Genomic DNA, 23244 nt, shown 5'->3' with positions numbered 1-23244 from the left:
GAACGACACGAAGCGTGTCGTTGAGCGGACAGCCGGACGCGGGTAACTCTGGCAGGATCGTTGGGGTGAGCTCAACTCTTTCCGACCGGGGTGGTGAGGTGGGGAAGGAATTCAGGGCGGCGGCGCTGGTGGAGGAGCTGCAGGCCAAGAGCCGTGAGGTGGACCCGCTGGTCAACGCCATCTGCACGCCCAATCCCGCCGCTCTCACTCAGGCCGCCCGCCTCGACGCGGAACGTGACGAAGGTCGGGTCCGCGGCCCGCTGCACGGCGTACCGGTCCTGGTCAAGGACAACATCGACACCGCCGACCTGCCGACCACGGCCGGCTCCCTGGCGCTGGCCGACCAGCCACCGCCACCGGCCGACGCCCCACTGGTACGGCGGCTCCGCGAGGCGGGCTGCGTCGTCCTGGGCAAGACCAACCTGAGCGAGTGGGCCAACTTCCGCGGCTCGGCGTCCTCCTCCGGCTGGAGCGCGTACGGCGGCCTCACCCGCAACCCGTACGCGCTGAACCGCTCCGCCGGCGGCTCCTCGAGCGGATCCGGCGCAGCCGTCGCCGCAGGGCTGGCCGACTACGCCATCGGCACCGAGACCAACGGATCGATCGTCTGCCCGGCCGCACTGAACGGCATCGTCGGCCTGAAGCCCACTGTGGGCCTGATTCCACAGCAGGGCATCGTCCCGATCTCACACTCCCAGGACACGGCCGGACCGATGACCAGGACCGTCACCCAGGCGGCAGCCCTGCTCACGGTCCTCACCGGTGGCGGGACCGACTACACCGAGCACTGCCGCGGCACGGACCTCAGCAACGTGCGGATCGGCGTACCGCGCGGTCCTCTCTGGGGCTACTCGACCGGCCTCGACGAGGTCAGCGAGCGGGCGCTGGAGATGCTCAGCCGGTGCGGAGCCACCCTGGTCGACCAGCTGTCGCTGCCGACGCCCGGCGGCGACGAGGACCAGCTCCAGGTGCTGGCCCACGAGCTCAAGGTCGACCTGGCGGCCTACCTGGCCACCCGCGTGCCCGGCGGCCCGCGGACGCTGGACGACCTGATCGCGTTCAACCGGGAACACGCGGACGTCGAGCTGCAGTGGTTCGGGCAGGAGCTGTTCGAGCGGGCCGCGGCGACCGAGGGCCTGAGCTCCCCGATCTACGTCGCCTCCCGGCTGACGGCGTTGCGAGCCGGCCGGGACGGTATCGACAACCTGCTCCGGGACAACCAGCTCGACGCCCTGGTCTGCCCGTCGTACTCCCCGGCCTGGACCATCGACCTGGTCAACGGTGACCACGTCCTCGGCAGTTCGTCCTCACATGCCGCACTGGCCGGCTATCCACTGCTCTCGGTGCCGTCCGGAGTGGTTGCCGGATTGCCGGTCGGGATCACGTTCAGTGGCACCGCACGGAGTGACTCGACGCTCATTCGCTTGGCTCACGCCTTCGAAACAGCGAGAATCGCTGCAGACGGACCGTTCCCGACCCCGGAGTCAACCCAGTGGGTGTAGATCGCGTCAGGTGGGGCATCGTTGCTACGGGCAACATCTCTACGTCGTTCACGAGGGATCTGAAGCTGCTCGGCGACGACGCCGTGGTCACCGCCGTGTCGTCGCGGTCCCAGGAGGGCGCCGACCGGTTCGCCGCCGAGTTCGGCATCGAGAACACGTACGACGACTACCGCCGGCTGATCGACTCCGGCACGGTCGACGTGATCTACATCGGTACGCCGCACCCACAGCACTACGCGATCGCGCGGACCGCACTGCAGGCCGGCATCGCCGTGCTCTGCGAGAAGCCGGTCACACTGACCGCCAAGCAGGCCCGGGACCTGATCGCCGTCGCCACCGAGCACAAGACGCTGTTCGCCGAGGCGATGTGGATGCGCACCAACCCGGTCATCCAGGCATTCTTCGCCGACCTGGCCAGTGGTGTGATCGGTGAACCACAGCAGGTGGTCGCGGACTTCGCCTTCCACAAGCCGTCGCTGCCCGCCCGGCTGCTCGACCCGGCACTCGGCGGCGGCTCACTGATGGACGGCGGCATCTACCCGATGACCTTCGCCTACCTGGCGCTGGGCCGCCCGGCCGAGGTGAAGGCCGTCGGCTCGCTCAACGAGGACGGCATCGATCTGAACGTCGCCATGGCCTGGCGCTACGACTCCGGCGCGGTCGCGGCCCTCACCTGCGGTCTCAGGTCGCAGAACCCGTGGGTCGCGTCGGTGAGCGGCCCGGAGGGCAGTCTGCAGCTGCCCCACCGCTTCCACCATCCTGAGTACTACGTGCGCAGTACGGCGGCCGGCACCGAGCGGATCGACGTACCGACGCATGGCCTTGGGTACCACTATGAGGCGGGGGACGTGATGCGCGCGCTGCGCAACGGACTGATCGAGGTCCCGTCGCTGCCGCACGGCGCGACGATCGAGGTGCTCGAACTGCTCGACGAAACCCGTAGCCAGATCGGGGTGCGCTACCCCGGTGACGACGAAGACCTGGGTGGATGACGGCAGATGTCTGACGGACGGAGTTCCTTCGTAGTGGTGGCCAACCGGCTGCCGGTCGACCGGATCGAGATGCCCGACGGCAGCACGGCGTGGCGCCGGAGCCCCGGTGGTCTGGTCACCGCCCTGGCGCCGGTGATGCAGCGCCACCACGGCGCGTGGATCGGCTGGACCGGGAGCGCGGACGAGAAGGTGGATCCGTTCGACAACGACGGCATGCACCTGGTCCCGGTGATGCTGTCGGCCGAGGACGTCCAGCTGTACTACGAGGGCTTCTCGAACGCGACGCTCTGGCCGCTGTACCACGACGTGATCGTCGCACCGGAGTTCCACCGCGAGTGGTGGGAGTCGTACGTGGCGGTGAACCGGCGGTTCGCGGAGGCGGCCGCGGACGCCGCCGCCGACGGCGCGGACGTCTGGGTGCACGACTACCAGCTGCAGCTCGTCCCGGCGATGCTGCGCCGGCTGCGTCCCGACGTACGGATCGGGTTCTTCCTGCACATCCCGTTCCCGCCGACCGAGCTGTTCGCGCAGATGCCATGGCGGCGGCAGATCCTGGACGGCCTGATGGGTGCGGACCTGGTCGGTTTCCAGCGCCCCGGCGCCGCGTCGAACTTCGCCCGCCTGGCCCGCAACCGGATGGGCCTGCGGACCCGCGGCGACCGCATCCACCTGCCCGACGACCGGATCGTGCGGGCCAAGGCGTTCCCGATCTCGATCGACGTCGGCGAGCTCGAGGACCTGGCCCGCAAGCCGGAGACGCTGGCCCGCGCCGCCGAGATGCGCCAGGAGGTCGGCAATCCCGCGCACATCCTGCTCGGCGTGGACCGGCTCGACTACACCAAGGGCATCCGGCAACGACTGCGCGCGTTCGGTGAGCTCCTGGACGAGGGCCGGGTCTCGGTCGACGACGCTGTTTTCATCCAGGTGGCCACGCCGTCCCGCGAACGCGTCGAGCAGTACCGCGTACTCCGGGACGAGATCGAGCTGCTGGTCGGCCGGATCAACGGCGAGCACGGCCGGATCGGTACTCCGGCGATCAACTACCTGCACACGTCGTACTCGCGGACCGAGATGGCCGCGCTGTTCCGGGCCGCCGACGTCGCGGTGGTGACCCCGCTGCGCGACGGGATGAACCTGGTCGCCAAGGAGTACGTCGCCACCCGGTTCGACGACACCGGCGCGCTGGTGCTGAGCGAGTTCGCCGGCGCCGCGGACGAGTTCCGGCAGGCGTTCCTGGTGAACCCGCACGACATCAACGGCATGAAGGACACGATCGTCGACGCGATGAACACCGACGACCGCCAGCTCGGCCGCCGGATGAAGGCGATGCGCAAACACCTGGCCGCGCACGACGTGAACGTCTGGGCGGCGTCGTTCCTGAAAGCCCTGCATGACGAAGACTGACGGACGGGTACTAGCGCTCGACCTAGGTACGTCGTCGGCCCGGGCGCTCGTCCTCTCGGCCGACGACGCCGCACCGGTCCCCGGCGCTCTGGCCCGGCACAAGATCTCGCCCACCTACGGCAGCGACGGCTCGGCGACGCTGGATCTGCACGAGTACGTCGAAGGTTTGCTGGGCTGCCTGGACGAGCTCCAGCAGAACGGCCACCTCGACGGCATCGGCGCGATCGTCCTGTCCTCCCAGTGGCACTCGATCGTTGCCCTCAACAACAAAGGCGACGCGCTCACGCCGGTGATCACCTGGGCCGACACCCGCTCGGTCCACCTCGACCTCGGGCCGTCGTTCGACGAGCACGCGTTCCACGCCCGGACCGGCTCCTGGCTGCACCGGCTGTACTGGCCCCGCCGGATCCCCTGGCTCCTGTCGGACGGCTCCCCTTCAGCGTTCGCCGGACTGCCCGACCTGGTGCTCGAGCGACTGACAGGCGAGCGCGTCACCTCGGTGTCGATCGCCTCCGGGACCGGCACGCTCGACCTGGCCGGCGGTTCGTACGACGACCAGGCCCTGGAGATCGCCGGGGTCAAGGCCGACCAGCTCCCGCCGATCGTCCCAACCGGGTGGACCGCGACGTTGTCCGCGGAGTATTCCCGGCGCTGGCCCGGGCTGGTCGGCGTACCCGTGCATCCGCCGACCGGTGACGGCGCCGCGTCCAACGTCGGGTCCGGCGGGTACGACGAGACCACTACGGCCGTGACCGTGGGCACGTCGGCGGCCGTCCGGGTCGTGCATCCGATCGACGACGCGCCGGAGCTGCCGTGGGAGCTGTGGCGCTACCGGGTCGACGACCAGCGAGCGGTGACCGGGATGGCGTTCTCGGCGGCCGGGAACCTGCATGCCTGGCTGACCGGCGTACTGCAGTTGGAGTCCGACGAGCCCACCGGCGTGGAGATCGGGGCGTCACGGGCGATCGCGATCCCGTTCATGGCCGGGACCAGGCCGCCGGCGACCGTACCGAGTGGATCCGGCGTGTACTTCGGTCTTTCCTTCGACGACGACGCCGCGGACCTGCTGGCCGCTTCGCTGCAAGGCGCGTCGCTGGAGATCGACCGCGGGCTGCGGATGCTCGATTCGCTGTTCGGGCGGCAGCTGGACGTCGTACTGGGCGGTGGCGGCATTGACGCCTCCGAGTGGTGGCGCCGCTGCCTGACCGCGACCTTCGCTCGGCCCACAACAGTCTGTGCGGAGGCCGAGGTAGGCGCTCGCGGCGCCGCGGCCGTGGCTTTGGGCCTGTCCCCGGCCCCAGGCGGCGAGCACCTGACGCCGGTGGACGCGGAGGTGGAGCGGGTCGCCGCACTGCGGACGCGCTACGAGGCTCTGCGCGAGCTCGCGGTCCAAGCTTCCGCCATCTGATACCGCGGTCGCGGTACGCCGGGGATACAGCCTGAGGACGACGCGGATTCTGCCGGGGGGCACGTACTGTGAAGGAATGGGCGCGTTCCTGCGGTACTGCCGCGACCTCAAGTGGCATCCGTTGGCGCTCGACCTCACCCTCGCGCTGGTCGTCCTGGCGATCAACCTCTTCGTGCCGGGAGGCCGGCACGTGGGCGAACGGATCGAGCTGAACCAGACGATCGTGGCACTCGCCGTCGTGGGTGCCGTCGCGCTCACCTTCCGGCGCAGCGCGCCACTGGTGGTGCTCGGAGTCACCACCGCCGTCGCGATCGCGTACGCGATCACCGAACAGGGCAAGAGCCCGATCGTCCTGTTCCTGGCCTGCGCGATCTACACGGTCGTGGTGCGCAACGACCGGAGGACCAGTTCGATCGTGGTTGGCATCACGGCGGCCGCGACGCTGATCTCCTCGGCCGTCTTCATCGGCGGAAACCTTCTCGACAACCTCGGAATGACCTTCATGGTCCTCTTCGCGGCGGCTGTCGGCGGAGCGGTCCGGTACCGGCGGGAGTATCTGGCGGAGCTCGAGGAGCGTGCCGTCCGCGCGGAGCGGTCCCGCGACGAGGAGGCACAGCGCCGGGTGATGGAGGAGCGGCTCCGGATCGCCCACGAACTGCACGACGTGATCGCACACCACATCGCGCTGATGAATGTGCAGGCGGGCGTCGCGGCTCACGTCCTGCGTACTCAACCGGACGAGGCCGAACGAGCGCTGGCCCTGGTCCGCTCCGGCGGCCGTACGGTTCTCCGGGAGCTCACCGTCCTGCTCGGAGTACTACGCCGTCAAGGCACCGCCTTGCCGACCGCACCCGCGCCGTCGCTGCTCGAGCTGGACTCGATGATCGAGTCGTTCGTCGCTGCCGGAGTGAAGGTCGACTGGGAACCTCCGGACTCGATCGGTCCGCTCCCCGACGTCATCGAGCTGACTGCCTACCGGGTGATCCAGGAGTCCCTCACCAACGTCCTGAAGCATGCCCCCGGCGCCACAGTCCGCGTCCGTCTGGCCCGCCACGCAGGGTCCCTGGCCGTCGACGTCACGAACACCTCCCCCAGCACGGCGGCACCTCGCCTCCCCGGCGGTCCCGGCCTCGGTCCGGAGAGCACTCCCTCGACGACCGGACACGGGCTGCTGGGGATGCGGGAGCGGGTCACGGCGGTGGGTGGGGAGTTGACCGCCGGGCCGGAGGCGGGTGGGGGCTTCGGAGTACACGCTGTTCTTCCTCTCGAGACGGGAGTCGTAGGTGACGATCCGGGTGCTGCTGGCCGACGACCAGACGCTGATCCGCAGCGGGTTCCGGGTGCTGGTGAGCTCAGCACCCGATTTGGAGGTCGTTGCTGAGGCATCGAACGGCCGGGAAGCCGTCGAGCTGGCCCGGACCGAGCGCGCCGACGTGATCCTGATGGACATCCGGATGCCGGAGCTGGACGGGCTCGCGGCGACCCGCATCATCACCGCGGACGAAGCGCTGGCCGGGGTGAAGGTGCTGATGCTGACCACCTTCGAAGTGGACGAGTACGTCTTCGAAGCGATCCGCGCCGGAGCCAGCGGCTTCCTCGGCAAGTCGGTCGAGCCGGCCGAACTCATCGACGCGATCCGGGTAGTCGCCCGCGGCGACGCGCTGCTCTCCCCGAAGGCGGTCCGCGGCCTGATGAACCGCTTCCTCGCCGAACCACAGGTCGGCCAGGACCTCGGCCCGTCCGCACTCGACGTCCTCACCGACCGGGAACGCGAGATCGTCGGCCTGGTCGCCCTCGGGCTGACCAACGACGAGATCGCCGTACGCCTGGCGCTGTCGCCGTCGACCGCGAAGACGCATGTCAACCGGGCGATGATGAAACTCGAGTGCCGCGACCGGGCCCAGCTGGTCGTGCTCGCCTACCAGACCGGCCTGGTCCGTCCGGGAACCACCCTGCCGCCGGCCGAGGTACCGCAGCCGTAGTAGGGATCTACGGCATCCGCGGTACGTCGAGGAGCCCACTCCTGGCAGACGCGGATGACAAGGCCTGGCCGGAACGATCGGCAGCATGGCTACCTACCTCTACCGGCTCGGCCGGTTCGCGTTCCGCCGGCGCCGACTCGTCGTGCTCGTGTGGCTAGGGCTCCTGGCCACCGGCATCGCCGGTGCGGCCACCCTGTCCGGCCCGACCGCCAACGGCTTCTCGATCCCGGGCACCGAGTCGCAGCGCGCGGTCGACCTGCTCCAGGACCGCTTCCCGCAGGCCGACGCCGATAGTGCCACCGCCCGCATCGTCTTCCAGGCACCTGCCGGCCAGAAGCTCACCGACGCGGCGAACACTGCACAGGTCCAGCAGACCCTGGGCCGGATCACCGAGGCTCCGCAGGTGGCGAGGGTCCTCGATCCCTTCACCGCCAAGGCGATCTCCGCCGACGGCCGCACCGGCTACGCCCAGGTGACGTACGACGTACCTTCACCGGAGGTCACGCCGGAGGCACAGGAGGCCGTGGCGACCGCGGTCGAGCCCGCTCGCGCGGCCGGCCTCACCGTCGAGTACGGCGGGGATGCCATGCAGCCACAGGACGAACAGAGCCTGACCGAGGTGATCGGCCTCGGAGTCGCCGCGGTGGTCCTGCTCATCACCTTCGGCTCACTCATCGCCGCCGGCCTGCCGTTGCTCTCGGCAATCATCGGGGTCGGCATCGGGGTGACCGCGATCTCCGCCGCGACCGGGTTCATCGACATCGGTTCGGGGACGCCGATCCTGGCGTTGATGATCGGGCTCGCGGTGTCGATCGACTACGCGTTGTTCATCATGTCGCGCTACCGGCACGAGCTGAGTACCGGGCTGGAGCCCGAGGAGGCGGCCGGCCGCGCGGTCGGCACGGCCGGGTCGGCGGTGGTGTTCGCCGGGATGACCGTGGTGATCGCGCTGGCCGGGATGTTCATCGTGAACATCCCGTTCCTCACCCAGATGGGCCTGGCGGCCGCGTTCACTGTCGTCCTCGCGGTCGCGATCGCCCTCACGTTGCTGCCCGCGCTGCTCGGGGTGGCGGGCCGCCGGGTCCTCGGTGGGCGGATCCCCGGGCTGCGGTCCGGCGACCCCGAGGCGACCGGCAAGCTCTCCGTGGGTCGCCGGTGGGCCGGGTTCGTCACCCGCCGGCCGGTTGCCGTGCTGCTCGTGACGGTGATCGGTCTCGGCGCGCTGGCGGTCCCGGCGGCCGACCTCGAGCTCGGGTTGCCCGACGACAGCACCGCCGCGCCGGACTCGACCCAGCGGAAAGCGTACGAACTGCTGTCCGACGGGTTCGGTGCCGGGTTCAACGGTCCGCTGATGGTGGTCGTCGACGCCGGTGTGTCGCCCGACCCGAAGGCGGCGGCCGCTGCCACGGCGACCGCCGTACGCGGGCTGCCGGACGTGACGATGGTGACGCCGCCGACGTTCAATCCGGCCGGCAACACCGCGCTGCTGACCGTGATCCCGGCCAGCGGCCCGAGTACGCCGCAGACGAACGAACTGGTTCAGGCGATCCGGGCTTTGCCGGAGAACGGTGGGGCGGAGGTGTCCGTCACCGGCGCGACCGCGGTCAACATCGACTTCTCGGACAAGCTCGGCGGAGCGCTCATCCCCTATCTGTCGCTGGTGGTCGGGCTCGCGTTCCTGCTGCTGATGCTGGTGTTCCGGTCGCTGCTGGTGCCGCTGAAGGCGACCCTCGGCTTCCTGCTCACGGTCGCGGCGACATTCGGTGCGGTGGTCGCGGTGTTCCAGTGGGGCTGGCTGGCCGGGCTGTTCGGCATCGAGGGGCAGACCGGGCCGGTGATCAGCATGCTGCCGATCTTCCTCATCGGTGTCGTCTTCGGCCTCGCGATGGACTACCAGATCTTCCTGGTCACCCGGATGCGGGAGGAACACGTCCACGGCGCCGAGCCTCGCACCGCAGTCGTCGACGGCTTCGCCCACAGCGCCCGCGTCGTCACTGCCGCCGCGGTCATCATGACCGCTGTCTTCTCCGGCTTCATCCTGTCCAGCCAGACCCTGATCCGCGAGATCGGCTTCGGCCTGGCGCTGGCGGTAGCGATCGACGCCTTCCTGGTCCGCATGACCATCGTCCCCGCCGTCATGGCCCTTCTGGGCCGCTCCGCCTGGTACCTCCCGCGCTGGCTGAACCGCCTCCTCCCCAACGTGGACGTAGAAGGCGATTCCCTCCGCCCCAACCTCCCATCCACCACCTCCGAGCCCCGCGAACCGGAAACGGCGACCCTCTAGCCCTCAGCGCGACGGCACCCCTGACCATCCAGGGGCGCCGTCGCTGAACCGGTTGGGTGACGGTGGCCACTGACAGGGGTGGGGCTGAGCTGGATCATGGGGCCGCATGTGGCGCGAGATGATGAAGTCGAAGGTGCACCGGGCGACGGTCACGCAGGCGGATCTGGACTATGTCGGATCGTGCACGCTGGACGCCGAGTTGATGGACGCGGCCGACCTGCTGCCCGGCGAGAAGGTGGACATCGTCGACATCACCAACGGGAACCGGCTGTCGACGTACCTGATCGAAGGCCCTCGCGGGTCCGGGGTGGTCGGGATCAACGGGGCCGCGGCGCACCTGATCCATCCCGGTGATCTGGTCATCCTGATCGCCTACGGGATGTTCGACACCGCGGAGGCGAAGGTGTTCGAGCCGAGCGTAGTCTTCGTGGACGAGCACAATGCGATCACCCGCATCGGCTCGGACCCCGCCGAGGCGCTGCCCGGCACCGGCACGCTGCGGGGCGACCAACTGCACACCCCGGGCTGAGACACCTCCGGCCCGCTCGCCGAGACGAGGACTGGTCGAGGATGACCGAGACGACCGACAACACCACTGCCGCCGAGACCACCGCCGCCCGGGAGATCCCCACCGGCGAGACCACCACCCCGGAGACCCCCACCGCGGAGACGACCGCCGCGGAGACGGCCGCTGACGGGGACGCCGCGCCGAAGACGGCCTCGCACGACAACGAGCCGAGCCCGAAGCTGCGCGCGTTCATGAACTCCGGCTGGGCCGACTCCGAACGGCAGGACGTGACGCTGAGCGACGTCGGCGTGTGGGCGGCCAAGCGGCGGGACGCGCTGTCGCAGGCGTTCCCCGGCGAGCGGCTCGTCATCCCGGCCGGCACCTACAAGGTCCGCTCGAACGACACCGACTACGTCTTCCGCCCGCACACCGACTACGTCTGGCTGGCCGGCGACCAGACCTCCGACGCCGTCCTGGTGCTGGAGCCGAACGGCACCAGCGGCCACGACTCGGTCCTGTACTTCCGCCCGCGCGCCGACCGCGGCGAGGGCGAGGAGTTCTGGCGCGACCGGATGTACGGCGAGCTCTGGGCCGGCCGGCGTCCGTCGCTGACCGAGACCGCCAAGGAGTTCGGCCTCGAGACCCGGCACGTCGATCAGCTCGCGGACGCGCTGAAGGGCGACGTACCGACCCGGGTACGGCGCGACGAGGACGAGTCGATCGCGTCACTGCTGACCGGCGCGCGCACGGACGACCTGAAGGACAACGAGCTGGCCGCGACCCTGTCCGAGCTGCGGTTGGTCAAGGACCCGTACGAGATCGAGCAGCTCCGGGACGCGGTCGCGATCACGCACCGCGGCTTCTCCGACGTCCTCGCCGAGATGGACAAGGTCCGGCAGTACGGCGAACGCTGGATCGAGGGCACGTTCTGGCGCCGGGCCCGGGCCGAGGGCAACGACGTCGGGTACACCTCGATCGCCGCGGCCGGCCCGCACGCGACCACACTGCACTGGATCGAGAACGACGGCCCGGTCGTCGACGGCACGCTGATGCTGCTCGACATGGGCGTGGAGAACCGCCGGCTCTACACCGCGGACATCACCCGCACGCTGCCGGTGAACGGCGAGTTCACCCCGCGCCAGCGCGACCTGTACCAGCTGGTGCTCGACGCGCAGAACGCGGGCATCGCCGCGGTCAAGCCGGGTGCCGCGTTCCGCGCGGCGCACGAGGCCGCGATGGAGGTGATCGTGCGCGGGCTGGACGACATGGACCTGCTGCCGGTCTCCGCCGACGAGGCCCTCGACCCCGAGAGCCGCCTGTACCAGCGCTACACGCTGCACGGCGTCAGCCACATGCTCGGCCTCGACGTCCACGACTGCGCCTCGGCCCGCGACGAGAACTACCGCAAGGGCACCCTGCAGACCGGCTACGTCCTCACCGTCGAGCCCGGCCTCTACTTCCAGGCCGACGACCTGACCGTCCCCGAGGACCTCCGCGGCATCGGCATCCGCATCGAAGACGACATCCTCGTCACCGACGAGGGCGCCGAAAACCTCTCAGACGCCATGCCCCGCACCATCGAAGGCCTCCAAACCTGGATGGCTTCCTAACCACACCCACTACCGCTGCTCCCCGCCCGCCGCGGGGAGCAGCCGGCTTTGCGTGCGGCACAGGCCCCCGCCCATCGGGCACCGGCCGTCCGCGACCCCCGCCCATCAGGCACCCGCCGTCCGCGACCCCTGCCGATCAGGCACCGGCCATCTCCGACCCCGCCCGTCGGGCACCGGCGGTCGGGCGCCGGCGGTCCGGCGACCCCGCCCATCGCGCACCGGCCGGATGCCGCCGTGGTCGGTGGTTGCGCTCGGAGGGTTCTGCCTACTGCGCTTCGAGGTGCCAGGCGCAGCCGCGGTCCAGGGAGCCGGTGAAGGCGCGGATGGTGTGTGGGCGTAGGCGGAAGATGCCGCTGCTGACGGGCTCTGGCTCGAGGCGTCCGTACTTCGTAGTCCAGGCGTGGACCACGCGGTCGCCGAGCTCGGCGGAGGTCGTCTCCAGGTCCTCCACAACCCCGTCGAGGATCACCACGTCGTCGGCGCTCTCGAGGTGGACGGCCGCCTGTGGGTTCCCGGCGAGGTTGCGACCCCACCGGGTGGTCGGCAGGCCGTCGAAGTACAACCCGCGGTCCACCCAAACTCCCCACAGCGGCGTCACATGCGGCCGCCCATCCGGCCGCACCGTCGCCAGCCAGTAGTTCTTCGCGTCGGTCAACCGCCCCTCGACGTCCGCCCACGCCAGGAACCCGTCCCCCGATCGCGGGAACCGATACGTCGTCGGCGCCCGCAACGCCCGCACACTCGGCTCATCCGTCACACCCCGACCGTACGAGCCACCACCGACAACTCCCCGGCGTCACCCACGCACAGCACAACGGCCGGGCCCTCACCTGCCACCCGGCACCTCACCGTGGCGCCTGCTACCCGGCAGATCACCTCGGGCGCCTTCACCTACTCCCCGGCAGCTCACGGTCGAGCTTTCACCTACCGCCCGCCAGCCCGCCGCGGTGGGCGGCGGGCTGCGGGGGTTGGGTCACCAGATGCGGACGCGGTCCTCCGGGGCCAGCCACATGCCGTCGCCTTCGGTGGTGTTGTACGTCGTGTGGAACTCGTCGATGTTCTTCACCACCGCGTTGCAGCGGAACTCCGGCGGTGAGTGCGGGTCGATCGCGAGCCGGCGCGCCGCCTCCTCCGGGCGGGTCTTGGTCGACCAGGCGTGGGCCCAGGAGACGAAGAAGCGCTGGCTTCCGGTCAGTCCGCCGATCTCCGGTGCCTCGGCGCCGTCGAGCGACAGCTGGTAGGCGACGTACGCGATCGACAGCCCACCCAGGTCGCCGATGTTCTCCCCGAGCGTGAGCTTGCCGTTCACGTTCTGACCGGGGGTCTCGGCCGGCGACAGGGCGTCGTACTGCGCGACGAGGGTGTCGGTGCGCTGCTCGAAGGCGGCGCGGTCCGCGTCGGTCCACCAGTCGTTGAGGTTGCCGTCGCCGTCGTACCGCGAGCCCTGGTCGTCGAAGCCGTGGCCGATCTCGTGCCCGATCACGGCCCCGATCGCGCCGTAGTTGACCGCGTCGTCGGCGTCCAGGTCGAAGAACGGCGGCTGCAGGATGCCGGCCGGGAAGACGATCTCGTTCATCCGCGGGTTGTAGTACGCGTTGACGGTCTGCGGCGTCATCTTCCACTCGGTCCGGTCCACCGGCTGCCCGAGCTTGGCCAGGTCCCGCGCGGTCTCCACGGCGACCGAGCGGCGCACGTTGCCGAACAGGTCGGACGGGTCGATCGCGAGCGCGTCGTAGTCCTTCCACTGGTCCGGGTACCCGATCTTCGGGACGAAGGTGCCGAGCTTGTCGAGCGCCCGCTGCCGGGTGTCCGGCCCCATCCAGTCCAGCGCCTCGATCCGCTGCCGGTACGCCTCGACCAGGTTCTGCACCAGCTCGACCATGCGGGCCTTGGCGGCCGGCGGGAAGTGCTCGGCGACATACAGCTTGCCGAGCGCCTCGCCCAGCGCGGACTCGACCGTCCCCACACCGCGCTTCCACCGCTCGCGCAGCTCGGGCGCACCGGTCAGGGTCTTGCCGTAGAAGGCGAAGTTCTCATCGACGAAGGCCGCGCTCAGCAGCGGCGCCGCGCTGTGCACGACCCGCCAGCTCAGCCACTCCTTCCACCGGTCCAGCTCGACCTCCTGCAAGGCCCCGGCGGCCGCGGTGAAGAAATCGGGCTCGCGAACGACGACCTGCTCGAAGGCACTCTCGGGTACGCCGGCGCCCGCCAGCCAGCCCGACCAGTCGAAGCCGGGGGTCAGCTCGTCCAGCCCGGCCCGGTCGAGCTTGTTGTAGGTCAGCTGGACGTCGCGGTTCTTCACGCGGTCCCAGTGCGCACCGGCGACCTTGGTCTCCAGCTCCATGATCCGCTCGGCGGCACCGGACGGATCCGCCAGCCCGGCCAGCTCGAGCATCCGCGTGACGTGCGCGACGTACGCCGTCCGCACCTCGGCGAAGCTGTCCTCGCGGTAGTACGACTCGTCCGGGAGGCTGAGCCCGCCCTGGGTCAGGTACACGATGTTCTCGTCGGACTTCTTGGCGTCGGCGTCGACCCAGTAGTGGAAGACACCCGGCACACCCTGCAGCTCGAGCTGACCGAGCACCGAGACCAGGCCGGCCAGGTCCTCGATCCCCCGGACCAGGGCGAGCTGCTCGGCGATCGGCTCGGCACCGAGTCGCTCGATCGTCTCGGCGTCCATGAAGCTGCTGTAGAGATCGGCGATCTTCCGCGGCTCGCTGCCCTCGGGGTGCCCGGCCGCGACGGTCTTCTCGACGATCGTGCGGACGTCCTGCTCGGCCGTGTCCCAGAGTGCGTGGAAAGCGCCGTAGATGGCCTTGTCCGCCGGAATCTCGTGCTCGTCCAGCCACGGTCCGTTGGCGTAGCGGTACAGGTCGTCCTGCGCTCGCACCGTCGCGGACAGACTCGAACTGTCGATCCCTGCTGTCATCCCTGACCCCTTGTTCCCGTGTCCAGTTGCTTGCCAGCGAACATACCCGGTTGCAACGACGGCCGTTGTGAACTTTCCACAGGCCGGTGCCGTTCTCCTGGGCAAGACCACGGATCAGGAGGACCCGCCATGTCACACCTCGTCCGCCGGCTCGCCACGCTGGTCAGCGTGCCCGCTTTGATGCTGGGCCTGGTGAGCACCCCGGCTTCCGCCACCCACAGCACGACCAAGTTCCCGACCAGGATCGAGCTACCGAACGGGTTCCAGCCGGAGGGCATCGCGATCGCCCGCGGTACGGCGTACTTCGGCTCCCGCGCGAACGGCGACATCTACGCCGCCGACCTGAGGACCGGCGCCGGCGAAGTGATCAGCCCCGGCCCGGGCACTGGCTCGCTCGGCATGAAGGTGGACCGGTTCGGCCGGCTGTTCGTCGCCGGCGCGGCCGGTGGCAACGGACGGGTGATCGACACCCGGACCGGGACTGTCCTCAAGAGCTACACCTTCACCACCACGGCCCCGACGTTCGTGAACGACGTGATCCTGAGCAACGACGCCGCCTGGTTCACCGACTCGCAACAGCCCGTCCTCTACAAGGTCGCGTTCAGCCGGCACGGCAAGCTGGCCGCAACGGCCCAGACCGTCCCGCTGAGCGGCGACTACCAGCACACTCCCGGCGTCACCAACGCGAACGGCATCTCGCTCACGCCGGACGGCCGCGCCCTGATCATCGTGCAGTCGTCGACCGGCTTCCTGTTCCGCGTCGACCCACGCACCGGGGTGACGAAGCGGATCGACATCGGTGCCGCGGTGATGACCAACGGCGACGGCCTGCTGCTGATCGGCCGCACCCTGTACGTCGTCCAGAACCGGCTGAACAACATCGCGGTCCTCACCCTGAACCGCTCCGGCACCGCGGGCCAGGTGGTCCGGGGCATCACCAGCCCGGACTTCGACGTACCGACAACCGCCGCGGCGTTCGGGAAGCGGCTCTACCTGCCGAACGCCCGCTTCACTACGTCACCGACGCCGACCACTCCGTACTGGGTCACCGCAGTCCCGCGCTGAACCGTTCCCGACCGCGGATCACCGTCCTACGGTCAGGGTGGGGAGGAAACATGAACATCCGTAAAATCACAGCCGTACTCGGGCTGCCGGCCCTCCTGCTGGGCCTTGTGACCACGTCGGCGGCCGCCGCCGTCCCCACACCGGCATCGTCCACCGTCAAGCACTCGGTCGACGACGGCCAGTGCGACCAGATCCGGTTCCTGTCGACCACGTCGGCGAAGTCCTCGAAGCCCACCGCGTTCCCGGCCCGGATCGAGCTGCCGAACGGCTTCCAGCCCGAGGGCATCGCGATCCGCGGCAATACGGCGTACTTCGGCTCGCTGGCGGACGGCGACATCTACGCCGCCAGTCTGCGGACCGGTAGCGGCAAGGTGATCAGCCAAGGTCCTGGTACGCCGTCTGTGGGTCTGAAGGCGGACAACCGCGGCCGGCTGTGGATCGCCGGTGGACCGACCGGGACGGGTCGAGTGGTCGACATCCGGACCGGCAAAATCCTCAAGAGCTACAGCCTGACCAGCGCCACGCCGACCTTCGTGAACGACGTGGTGCTGAGCAAGAACGCCGCCTGGTTCACCGACAGCAGCCAGCCGGTCATCTACCAGGTGCCGATCGGCCGCAGCGGCAAGCTCCTGAACACCACGCGGACCGTCCCGCTCACCGGTGACTACGTACACGACCCGACCGGGTTCAACGGGAACGGCATCACGCTGACCCCGGACGGCCGTGCGCTGATCATCGTCCAGTCGTCGACCGGGTTCCTCTTCCGGGTGGATCCGCGGACCGGGGTCACCAGGCGCGTCGACCTCGGTGCCGCGCTGATGACCAATGGCGACGGGATGCTGCTGATCGGGCGGACCCTGTACGTCGTCCAGAACTTCCTGAACCAGGTCGCGGTGGTGAAGCTCAACCGGACCGGCACCCAGGGCACTCTGGTCCGGACGATCACCGATCCGGGCTTCGACATCCCCACCACGGCGGCGGCGTTCGGACGCCGGCTCTACCTGCCCAACGCCCGGTTCAGCACGCCACCGACCGCCACCACGCCGTACTGGGTCACCGCAGTACGGCGCTGATCGTCAGGAGATCGTGCGGAGGTCGCCCCGGGCCGCTGCCTTGAGGCGGCTTCCGCAGGACAGGCGGACGGAGTAGCCGGCCGGGATGGAGAGCGGCTCGCCGGTCTGCGGGTTGCGGCCGGTGCGGGGCGCGCGCAGCACGCGCTCGATGCTCAGCAGGCCGGTCAGCGAGACCTTGTCGCCCTTGTGCACAGCCTCGGTGACGACGTCGCCCAGCGCGTCGAGGACCTTCTCGGCCTGGTTCCGCGGAATACCCGCCTTCTGCGCCACCCCGGCGACCAGTTCGTTGCGGTTCACGGCTCTCCTCAGCTTCGTGATGAACCCTTTCGTTCGGCACCTTAACCAAAATGATTGTCGTTAGCGAGAAGCGTCCGCAGTTCGGTCAAACCGGGGAGAACGGGAACTTTGCCGAGCCGGTGACCGTCGTTAGAGGCCATCCCGGTCGTGCCAGTGGTTCTGCCAGCGCGCGTCGATGGCATCGGCCGCGCGCTGGTACCGGATGTCCGTCGACAGCCGCATCTCGTCCGACACGTTGTCCAGCGCCGCGTGGATGGTGTGCGCGGTGTGGATGACCACATCGCCGGCCTCGTAATCGGTCACCAGCCAGTTGGCGTCGTACTCCTCGGCGAGGCTCGGCAGGTCCGCGGTCATGGACGCTGCGGGCCGTTTGAGCCGGCCGGCCGCCTCCTCCTCGAGCACTCGGTGGTGGCTGCGCTCGAGGTAGGTCAGACCGCCTCTGCTGACCGGACAGTCGCCGAGCGGGATCCAGGCCGACAGCACCTGGTCACTCCCCTCCCTGAGGTAGAGCAGGTCGTAGTGCGCCTGGGTCGCCGTACCGATGCCGGTCTCGCCCGGCGCGGTCTGCCGGATGATCTTCCGCTTGTGCAGGAACGGCTCCCCACCCAGGAACCACTCGAACCACCCCTTCAGCTGCGTACAGAAGGCGGCGTACTCCTCCCCGGGCACGATCTGCTCGAACAACACCTTCCGGTACGACGCACGGTCGCTGACGGCACCGGTCAGCCCGAAGTAGTACTCGCGGAACTCCCACACCACCTCGGGCTCCAGCAACCCCTTCAAATACAGGTATCCGTCCCGTTCCAGCCGCTCCCGCAACCGCCCGCGATCGCCGCGTTCCCGATCGGGCACCACCTCCAGTTCCCCTAGCCGTCGATCGTCGAGCACATATCCGTTGGAAGTCAGCACGCCACCATTCCAGCCTGGTACGACGACCACCGGAATGGACACCCGTGGCCGACTTCTTGGACTCTTGTTCCGTGACGAACTGGTCGATCTACCTGACTCCCGGTGCGGCCGAACAGCAACTTGGACTCTTCTGTCTCGGTGCCGGCGAGCAGGAGAACCCACCCGGGCCGACTCCGGAGCGAGCCCTCGGCTGTCATGCGCTGGTCTGGCTCAAGGAGGGCCGCGGCCAGCTGCTGCACGGACCCGACCGTCAGCTGCACGAAGTACGCGCGCCGGCGATGCTCTGGCTCTATCCCGGAGTCCTGCACGGCTACCGGCCCACCACTCGCTGGCGTCAGGTGTGGACGCTCTTCAGCGGTCCAGGGACCACAGCGCTCACATCACTCGGCCATCTGGACGCCAGCCAACCAGTGCGGCGGTATGCCGATCCACGTCCGGTCGACCGGGCTTTCGCCCGGCTGTTGCGCGTCAGCACCACGCATAGCGCCGTACAGACTGTTGCCGCGTTGTACGACCTCATCGCTCGCGCCGCACCGGTGTCCGGCGACGAAGTGGCGGCGCGGCTGGCAGAGCTTGCTTGTACGCCGTTGAGCGTTCAGGACTACGCCGCCGAGCTCGGACTCACCGTGAAGGAGTTGCGTGAGGCAGTACGCCGTACGACCGGCTCGACACCGCAGGAACTGGTCTTGACCACCAGACTCAACACTGCAAAGAGTTTGCTGGCCGAAGAGGAGCTGACCGTCGCCGCGGTCGCCCGGGAGGTCGGGTACGACGATCCGGCCTACTTCACCCGCCTCTTCACCGCACGAGTAGGGGTTTCGCCACGCGCGTTCCGGCGGGTTGGTTCGGTTTCGGGCCCGATTTCCTCCTTCTGAAGGAGGCGGCACCGACTTTCCGACGTGTAAAACCATTCACTGGGGTGACGTGCGCGGGCGCCGGACACCGATACGGTCGTGGGTATGAGTCAACCGCAGCCCATCGACCCGCGATACGCGAACCGGCCGCCGCAGGCACGCCCGAAGAAGCGGCGCAACTGGTTCCTCCGCACCGTCGGACTGATCGTCCTGCTGTTCATCCTCATGCTGGTCGCGGTTCCGCTGTACGCGTGGAGCCGGATCGACAAGATCGACGCCATGCCGACCGGCGACCGCCCCGCCGACACCCCGGGTACGACGTACCTGATGGTCGGCTCGGACGCCCGCGAGGACCTCAGCCGGGCCGAGCGGGCGCGCCTGCACACCGGCTCGGACGCCGGACCGCCCCGCACCGACACGATCATGCTGATGCACGTGCCCGAGTCCGGACCAACAGTGCTGATCAGCATTCCGCGGGACAGCGCGGTCGACATTCCGGGCGTGAGCGGCAAGCAGAAGATCAACGCCGCCTTCAACAAGGGGCCCGCGCTGCTGATCGAGACCATCGAGAACGTGACCGGGCTGCGGATCGACCACTACGTCGAGGTCGGCTTCGGCGGCTTCGCCACCGTCATCGACAGCGTCGGCGGCATCAACATGTGCTTGCCCAAGGCAATGAAGGACCCGGACGCGCACATCGACCTGCCGGCCGGCTGCCAGGAGCTGAACGGTGTCAACGCGCTCGGGTACGTCCGGTCCCGGAAGGCCGACGGCCAGAACGACTTCGGCCGGGTCGAGCGGCAGCGCGCGATGGTCGGCGCGGTGGCGAAGAAGGCCAGCTCGCCGTCGACGTTCCTCAACCCGATCCGCTACTACAACGTCGCGACCAAGGGCGTCGACGCGCTGACGGTCGACAAGGACATGAGCCTGTTCGACTTCATCCGCTTCGCCCGCGGGATGCGGGCGGTCTCCGGCAGCGGCGGCGTCACCCTGACCGTCCCGGTCAGCGACGACAACTACCAACTCGGCCACAACCGGGGCGTCGCCGTGAAGTGGGACACCGCGAAGGCGAAGGCCCTGTTCAACGCCATCAAACAGGACAACACCAGCGGCCTGAAGAGCAGCTGACAGTCCTGGTGGTGTGCCGGCCGGGCGGCGACTTGCGGGAGGTGTTCGATGAAGCTCGAGGACCTGGCGGGACTGCGCTTCAGCTACGACGTGGTCGGGTCGACCCGGTACGACGAGACGCCGCCGGGCTACCACCGACTCGAGTACCGGGCTCGCATCGGTGCGAGCAGTGAGGTCTTCGCCCGGGCCGGCCAGGCGCTGCTGAACTGGCGGATGCACCGGGCTGCCGGCGTACCGATGACCGCCACCGACGCACCCCCGGCGATCGGCACCAACGCTCTCGGCCGCCTCGGCGCCGGCATCCTCGTCGGACGCCTCCGCACCCTGTCCCCACTCGGCACCCTCGGCCTACCGGTCCCCTGCCGCGTCGTCTGGACCGTCGACGAACCGGACCGCATCGGCTTCGCCTACGGCACCCTCGAAGGTCACCCGGAATCCGGTGAGGAGTCCTTCGTCGTCACCCGCGAGTCCGACGGCGTCTACTTCACCGTCCGCGCCTACAGCCGCCCCGCCACCTGGTACACCCGCCTGGCCGGCCCCGCCACCCGCAAAGCCCAGCTTTACGCCGCCCGCCGCTACGCCAACGCCCTCCAACGCCTGGCCACCCCATAGCAAAGGCCCCGCAAGCTCATACCTTTGCGGGGCCGGGTCCTTTGTACCTTGCGTGACAAAACGGCGCTCTGACCGACACGCGAACAGCAGGAGACAACCCGGGGTGTGCGTCGGGGCGGGGGGCTGGGATGCTGTGGTGGGTGAGCCCGAAGACGTTGACGGATCTGGTTGCCCCGGACTGGGCGGAAGCGCTGGCACCGGTCGAGGACACGGTGGCGAAGATGGGGGAGTTCCTGCGCGGGGAGATCGCCGCGGGACGTCCGTATCTGCCGGCCGGGGAGAACGTGCTGCGCGCGTTCAAGAGCCCGCTCCAGCAGGTGAAGGTGCTGATCGTCGGCCAGGATCCGTACCCGACGCCGGGGCACCCGGTCGGCCTGAGCTTCTCGGTGGCGCCTGACGTACGGCCGATCCCGCGGAGCCTGGCCAACATCTACCGCGAGCTGATGGCGGACGTCGGCGTACCCGCTCCCTCGAACGGCGACCTGACGCCGTGGGCCGAGCAGGGCGTGCTGATGCTCAACAGAGTGCTGACCGTGCAGCCGGGCAAGTCCGGCGCCCATCGCGGCAAGGGCTGGGAGACCGTCACCGAGCAGGCCATCCACGCGCTCGTGGACCGCGGCGGGCCCCTGGTCGCGATCCTCTGGGGCCGCGACGCCCAGACGCTCAAGCCGATGCTCGGCAGTACGCCGTACGTCGAGAGCGCGCACCCGAGCCCGATGTCCGCCGACCGTGGGTTCTTCGGCTCCCGCCCGTTCAGCCGCGTCAACGCCCTCCTGGTCGAGCAGGGCGCCACCCCGATCGACTGGCGCCTCCCCTAAGCCCTCGCGGTCAGCGCCCGCAGCACCGGGACGACGAGCACCACCGCCGTCGTCCACCTCCGCATGCCATCCCGCAGCCCGGGCAATCGCTCTCCCGAAAATCAGACTTGTTCGAAGGATCCATTGCAGGATCGTTCAACAATCTCTTATGGTGGCCGGACAATCGCGTCCGTCCGTCCCCGGGAGGAACCATGTGGGTTCTGCTCGCCATCGCGGTGGTTGTCGTCGGGTTCGCGCTCAGGCTGAACTCGATGCTGGTCGTCACCGCGGCCGGTATCGTCGCCGGCCTGATCGGCGGCCTGTCACCGATCAAGATCCTGAACGCCTTCGGCGACGGGTTCGCCGGCAGCCGGTCCGTCACCGTCTTCATCGTCACCCTGCCCGTGATCGGGCTGATCGAGCGCTACGGCCTGCAGCACCAGGCCCGCAAGCTGATCGGCAAGCTGAAAGTCATGACCACCGGCCGGCTGCTGGCGGTCTATCTGCTGATCCGGCAGGGCACCGCCGCCCTCGGCCTGACCAGCATCGGCGGTCCCGCGCAGGCGGTCCGGCCGCTGATCCACCCGATGGCCGCCGGCGCCGCTGAGCGCCGTTACGGCAAACTGCCGGACAAGCTCCAGGAGAAGATCAAGGGCTTCGCCGCCAGCGCCGACACGGTCGGGCTGTTCTTCGGCGAGGACATCTTCGTCGCGATCGGCTCGATCCTGCTGATCACCGGCTTCGTGGACACGACGTACGGGCTGCACCTGGAGGCGATCGACATCGCGCTCTGGGCGATCCCGACCGGCATCTGCGCGTTGCTCATCCACGGCGTCCGGCTGCTGCTCCTGGATCGCCAACTGGACAAGCTCGCCGCTGAAGCCAAGGCCGACGCCGAGGAGGTGGCCCGGTGATCAAGGTCGAGTGGTTCTACTGGCTGTGCGGCATCTTCTTCGTCCTGATCGCGCTGCAGGTGGTCAACGACCGCAGCAACCCGAAGCGCCTCGGCAGCGCGGCGTTCTGGGGCATCCTCGGTCTGTCCTTCGGCTACGGCACGTTCGTGGTGAACAAGCAGGCGCCGTCCTGGCTGCTCGGCATCGCGGTGATCGGTCTGGCCGTCCTGGCCGGCTCCGGCTTCCCCGGCCGCGGCCTCGAACAGACCACCACCCCGGCGGAGCGGGCCCGCTTCGCCGACCGCTTCGGCAACAAGCTCTTCCTGCCGGCGTTGGTGATCCCGGTCGTCGCGGCGATCTTCGGTGCCTGGCTGGCCAAGGTGAAGCTGGGCGACGGCAAGCTTCTGCTGCAGTCCGGCTCCGCCACCATCATCGGCCTCGGCGTCGCCTCACTGCTGGCGCTCGCGGTCGGCATGGCCCTGCTGAGGCCGAGGTCCCCGGCGGTCCCGCTGCACGAGGGCCGGCGGTTGCTCGAGCACATCGGCTGGGCGGCGATCCTGCCGCAGATGCTGGCCACACTCGGCCTGCTGTTCAACGCGTCCGGCGTCGGCAAGGCGGTCGGCCGGATCACCGATCACCTCGTGCCGAAGGGCTCGCTGATCGCCGCGGTCGCGCTGTACTGCATCGGCATGGCGGTCTTCACGATCATCATGGGCAACGCGTTCGCAGCGTTCCCGGTGATGACGGCCGCGGTCGGCTGGCCGCTGCTGGTGCAGCAGTTCGACGGTACGCCGGCCGTCGTGTTCGCGATCGGCATGCTGGCCGGCTTCTGCGGCACCCTGTGTACGCCGATGGCCGCCAACTTCAACCTGGTCCCGGCAGCACTCCTGGAGATGAAGGACCAGTACGGGCCGATCAAGGCCCAGGTCCCGACCGCGGTTCCGCTGCTGGCCTGCAACATCGTCCTGATGTACGTCTTCGCCTTCTAGAAGGAGTG

At 69.3% G+C, this 23244-nt stretch carries 21 protein-coding genes; 17 read left to right on the top strand and 4 right to left on the bottom strand.

Annotated elements, in window-relative coordinates; genetic code table 11:
- The first annotated feature begins 98 nt into the window (after nucleotides 1-98).
- The 9 genes from ACZ6O0_RS13065 (at nucleotide 99) to ACZ6O0_RS13025 (ending at nucleotide 11690) form a co-directional block, all read left to right on the top strand.
- On the top strand, nucleotides 99-1502 hold the full coding sequence (locus ACZ6O0_RS13065) for an amidase (RefSeq protein WP_465765056.1): 1404 nt from the start codon (nucleotides 99-101) through the stop codon (nucleotides 1500-1502).
- Nucleotides 1493-2494 carry a Gfo/Idh/MocA family protein gene (locus ACZ6O0_RS13060; RefSeq protein WP_465765055.1) on the top strand — a complete coding sequence of 334 codons (1002 nt, stop codon included), beginning with the start codon at nucleotides 1493-1495 and terminating at the stop codon, nucleotides 2492-2494. The genes ACZ6O0_RS13065 and ACZ6O0_RS13060 overlap by 10 nt, the downstream gene beginning before the upstream one ends.
- 6 nt (nucleotides 2495-2500) lie before the next feature.
- Nucleotides 2501-3898 (top strand): alpha,alpha-trehalose-phosphate synthase (UDP-forming), encoded by a 1398-nt coding sequence (locus ACZ6O0_RS13055; RefSeq protein WP_465765054.1) that lies wholly within the window; start codon nucleotides 2501-2503, stop codon nucleotides 3896-3898.
- Nucleotides 3885-5306 carry an FGGY family carbohydrate kinase gene (locus ACZ6O0_RS13050; RefSeq protein WP_465765053.1) on the top strand — a complete coding sequence of 474 codons (1422 nt, stop codon included), beginning with the start codon at nucleotides 3885-3887 and terminating at the stop codon, nucleotides 5304-5306. The genes ACZ6O0_RS13055 and ACZ6O0_RS13050 overlap by 14 nt, the downstream gene beginning before the upstream one ends.
- A 76-nt stretch (nucleotides 5307-5382) precedes the next feature.
- Nucleotides 5383-6687, top strand: a complete 1305-nt coding sequence (locus tag ACZ6O0_RS13045; protein WP_465765052.1) for a sensor histidine kinase — start codon at nucleotides 5383-5385, stop codon at nucleotides 6685-6687.
- Nucleotides 6590-7288 carry a response regulator transcription factor gene (locus tag ACZ6O0_RS13040; RefSeq protein WP_465765051.1) on the top strand — a complete coding sequence of 233 codons (699 nt, stop codon included), beginning with the start codon at nucleotides 6590-6592 and terminating at the stop codon, nucleotides 7286-7288. Before ACZ6O0_RS13045 ends, ACZ6O0_RS13040 begins: the two co-directional genes overlap by 98 nt.
- Nucleotides 7289-7373: 85 nt before the next feature.
- The gene (locus ACZ6O0_RS13035; RefSeq protein WP_465765050.1) at nucleotides 7374-9572 is read left to right on the top strand and encodes an MMPL family transporter; all 2199 of its coding nucleotides are present in this window, start codon (nucleotides 7374-7376) and stop codon (nucleotides 9570-9572) included.
- Nucleotides 9573-9678: 106 nt separating this feature from the next.
- Entirely contained in the window at nucleotides 9679-10101 is a 423-nt protein-coding gene (gene panD / locus ACZ6O0_RS13030) for an aspartate 1-decarboxylase (protein ID WP_465765049.1), read from the top strand.
- Nucleotides 10102-10142: 41 nt separating this feature from the next.
- Nucleotides 10143-11690: an aminopeptidase P family protein gene (locus ACZ6O0_RS13025; RefSeq protein WP_465765048.1), complete on the top strand. Its 1548-nt coding sequence runs from the start codon at nucleotides 10143-10145 to the stop codon at nucleotides 11688-11690.
- A gap of 265 nt (nucleotides 11691-11955) precedes the next feature.
- On the opposite strand, the gene ACZ6O0_RS13020 is transcribed toward ACZ6O0_RS13025, so the two are convergent.
- Together ACZ6O0_RS13020 and ACZ6O0_RS13015 are read right to left on the bottom strand one after the other, a co-directional pair.
- Nucleotides 11956-12447, bottom strand: a complete 492-nt coding sequence (locus ACZ6O0_RS13020) for a pyridoxamine 5'-phosphate oxidase family protein (protein WP_465765047.1) — start codon at nucleotides 12445-12447, stop codon at nucleotides 11956-11958.
- A 216-nt stretch (nucleotides 12448-12663) separates the two neighbouring features.
- Nucleotides 12664-14619, bottom strand: coding sequence for a M13 family metallopeptidase (locus ACZ6O0_RS13015; RefSeq protein ID WP_465765046.1), 1956 nt, complete (start codon nucleotides 14617-14619; stop codon nucleotides 12664-12666).
- A 129-nt stretch (nucleotides 14620-14748) separates the two neighbouring features.
- On the opposite strand from ACZ6O0_RS13015, the gene ACZ6O0_RS13010 reads away from it, so the two are divergent.
- Nucleotides 14749-15684: an SMP-30/gluconolactonase/LRE family protein gene (locus ACZ6O0_RS13010; RefSeq protein ID WP_465765045.1), complete on the top strand. Its 936-nt coding sequence runs from the start codon at nucleotides 14749-14751 to the stop codon at nucleotides 15682-15684.
- A gap of 50 nt (nucleotides 15685-15734) precedes the next feature.
- Nucleotides 15735-16757, top strand: coding sequence for an SMP-30/gluconolactonase/LRE family protein (locus ACZ6O0_RS13005; protein ID WP_465765044.1), 1023 nt, complete (start codon nucleotides 15735-15737; stop codon nucleotides 16755-16757).
- Nucleotides 16758-16760: 3 nt separating this feature from the next.
- Here the strand turns inward: ACZ6O0_RS13005 and ACZ6O0_RS13000 are convergent, their stop codons facing one another.
- The gene (locus tag ACZ6O0_RS13000) at nucleotides 16761-17054 is read right to left on the bottom strand and encodes an HU family DNA-binding protein (protein WP_360362924.1); all 294 of its coding nucleotides are present in this window, start codon (nucleotides 17052-17054) and stop codon (nucleotides 16761-16763) included.
- Nucleotides 17055-17183: 129 nt separating this feature from the next.
- On the bottom strand, nucleotides 17184-17963 hold the full coding sequence (locus ACZ6O0_RS12995; protein ID WP_465765043.1) for a phytanoyl-CoA dioxygenase family protein: 780 nt from the start codon (nucleotides 17961-17963) through the stop codon (nucleotides 17184-17186).
- 71 nt (nucleotides 17964-18034) lie between these two features.
- On the opposite strand from ACZ6O0_RS12995, the gene ACZ6O0_RS12990 reads away from it, so the two are divergent.
- The 6 genes from ACZ6O0_RS12990 to ACZ6O0_RS12965 all read left to right on the top strand — a co-directional run bounded on the left by ACZ6O0_RS12990 (nucleotide 18035) and on the right by ACZ6O0_RS12965 (nucleotide 23236).
- A complete protein-coding gene (locus tag ACZ6O0_RS12990; RefSeq protein WP_465765042.1) occupies nucleotides 18035-18838 on the top strand; it encodes a helix-turn-helix domain-containing protein in 804 nt (267 codons plus the stop codon).
- Between the two features lie 84 nt (nucleotides 18839-18922).
- Nucleotides 18923-19945: an LCP family protein gene (locus tag ACZ6O0_RS12985; protein ID WP_465765041.1), complete on the top strand. Its 1023-nt coding sequence runs from the start codon at nucleotides 18923-18925 to the stop codon at nucleotides 19943-19945.
- Between the two features lie 48 nt (nucleotides 19946-19993).
- Complete coding sequence (locus ACZ6O0_RS12980) at nucleotides 19994-20557, top strand: DUF1990 family protein (RefSeq protein WP_465765040.1); 564 nt, start codon at nucleotides 19994-19996, stop codon at nucleotides 20555-20557.
- A 140-nt stretch (nucleotides 20558-20697) separates the two neighbouring features.
- Nucleotides 20698-21375 (top strand): uracil-DNA glycosylase, encoded by a 678-nt coding sequence (locus tag ACZ6O0_RS12975; RefSeq protein WP_465765039.1) that lies wholly within the window; start codon nucleotides 20698-20700, stop codon nucleotides 21373-21375.
- Between the two features lie 191 nt (nucleotides 21376-21566).
- Complete coding sequence (locus ACZ6O0_RS12970) at nucleotides 21567-22268, top strand: DUF969 domain-containing protein (protein ID WP_465765038.1); 702 nt, start codon at nucleotides 21567-21569, stop codon at nucleotides 22266-22268.
- Nucleotides 22265-23236 (top strand): DUF979 domain-containing protein, encoded by a 972-nt coding sequence (locus ACZ6O0_RS12965; protein WP_465765037.1) that lies wholly within the window; start codon nucleotides 22265-22267, stop codon nucleotides 23234-23236. Before ACZ6O0_RS12970 ends, ACZ6O0_RS12965 begins: the two co-directional genes overlap by 4 nt.
- Nucleotides 23237-23244: the final 8 nt, after the last annotated feature.

It is taken from the genome of Kribbella sp. NPDC048837, from assembly GCF_055586945.1.
The sequence above is the reverse complement of the archived record's forward strand: the minus strand, read 5'-3'. Positions and strand labels throughout refer to the sequence as shown.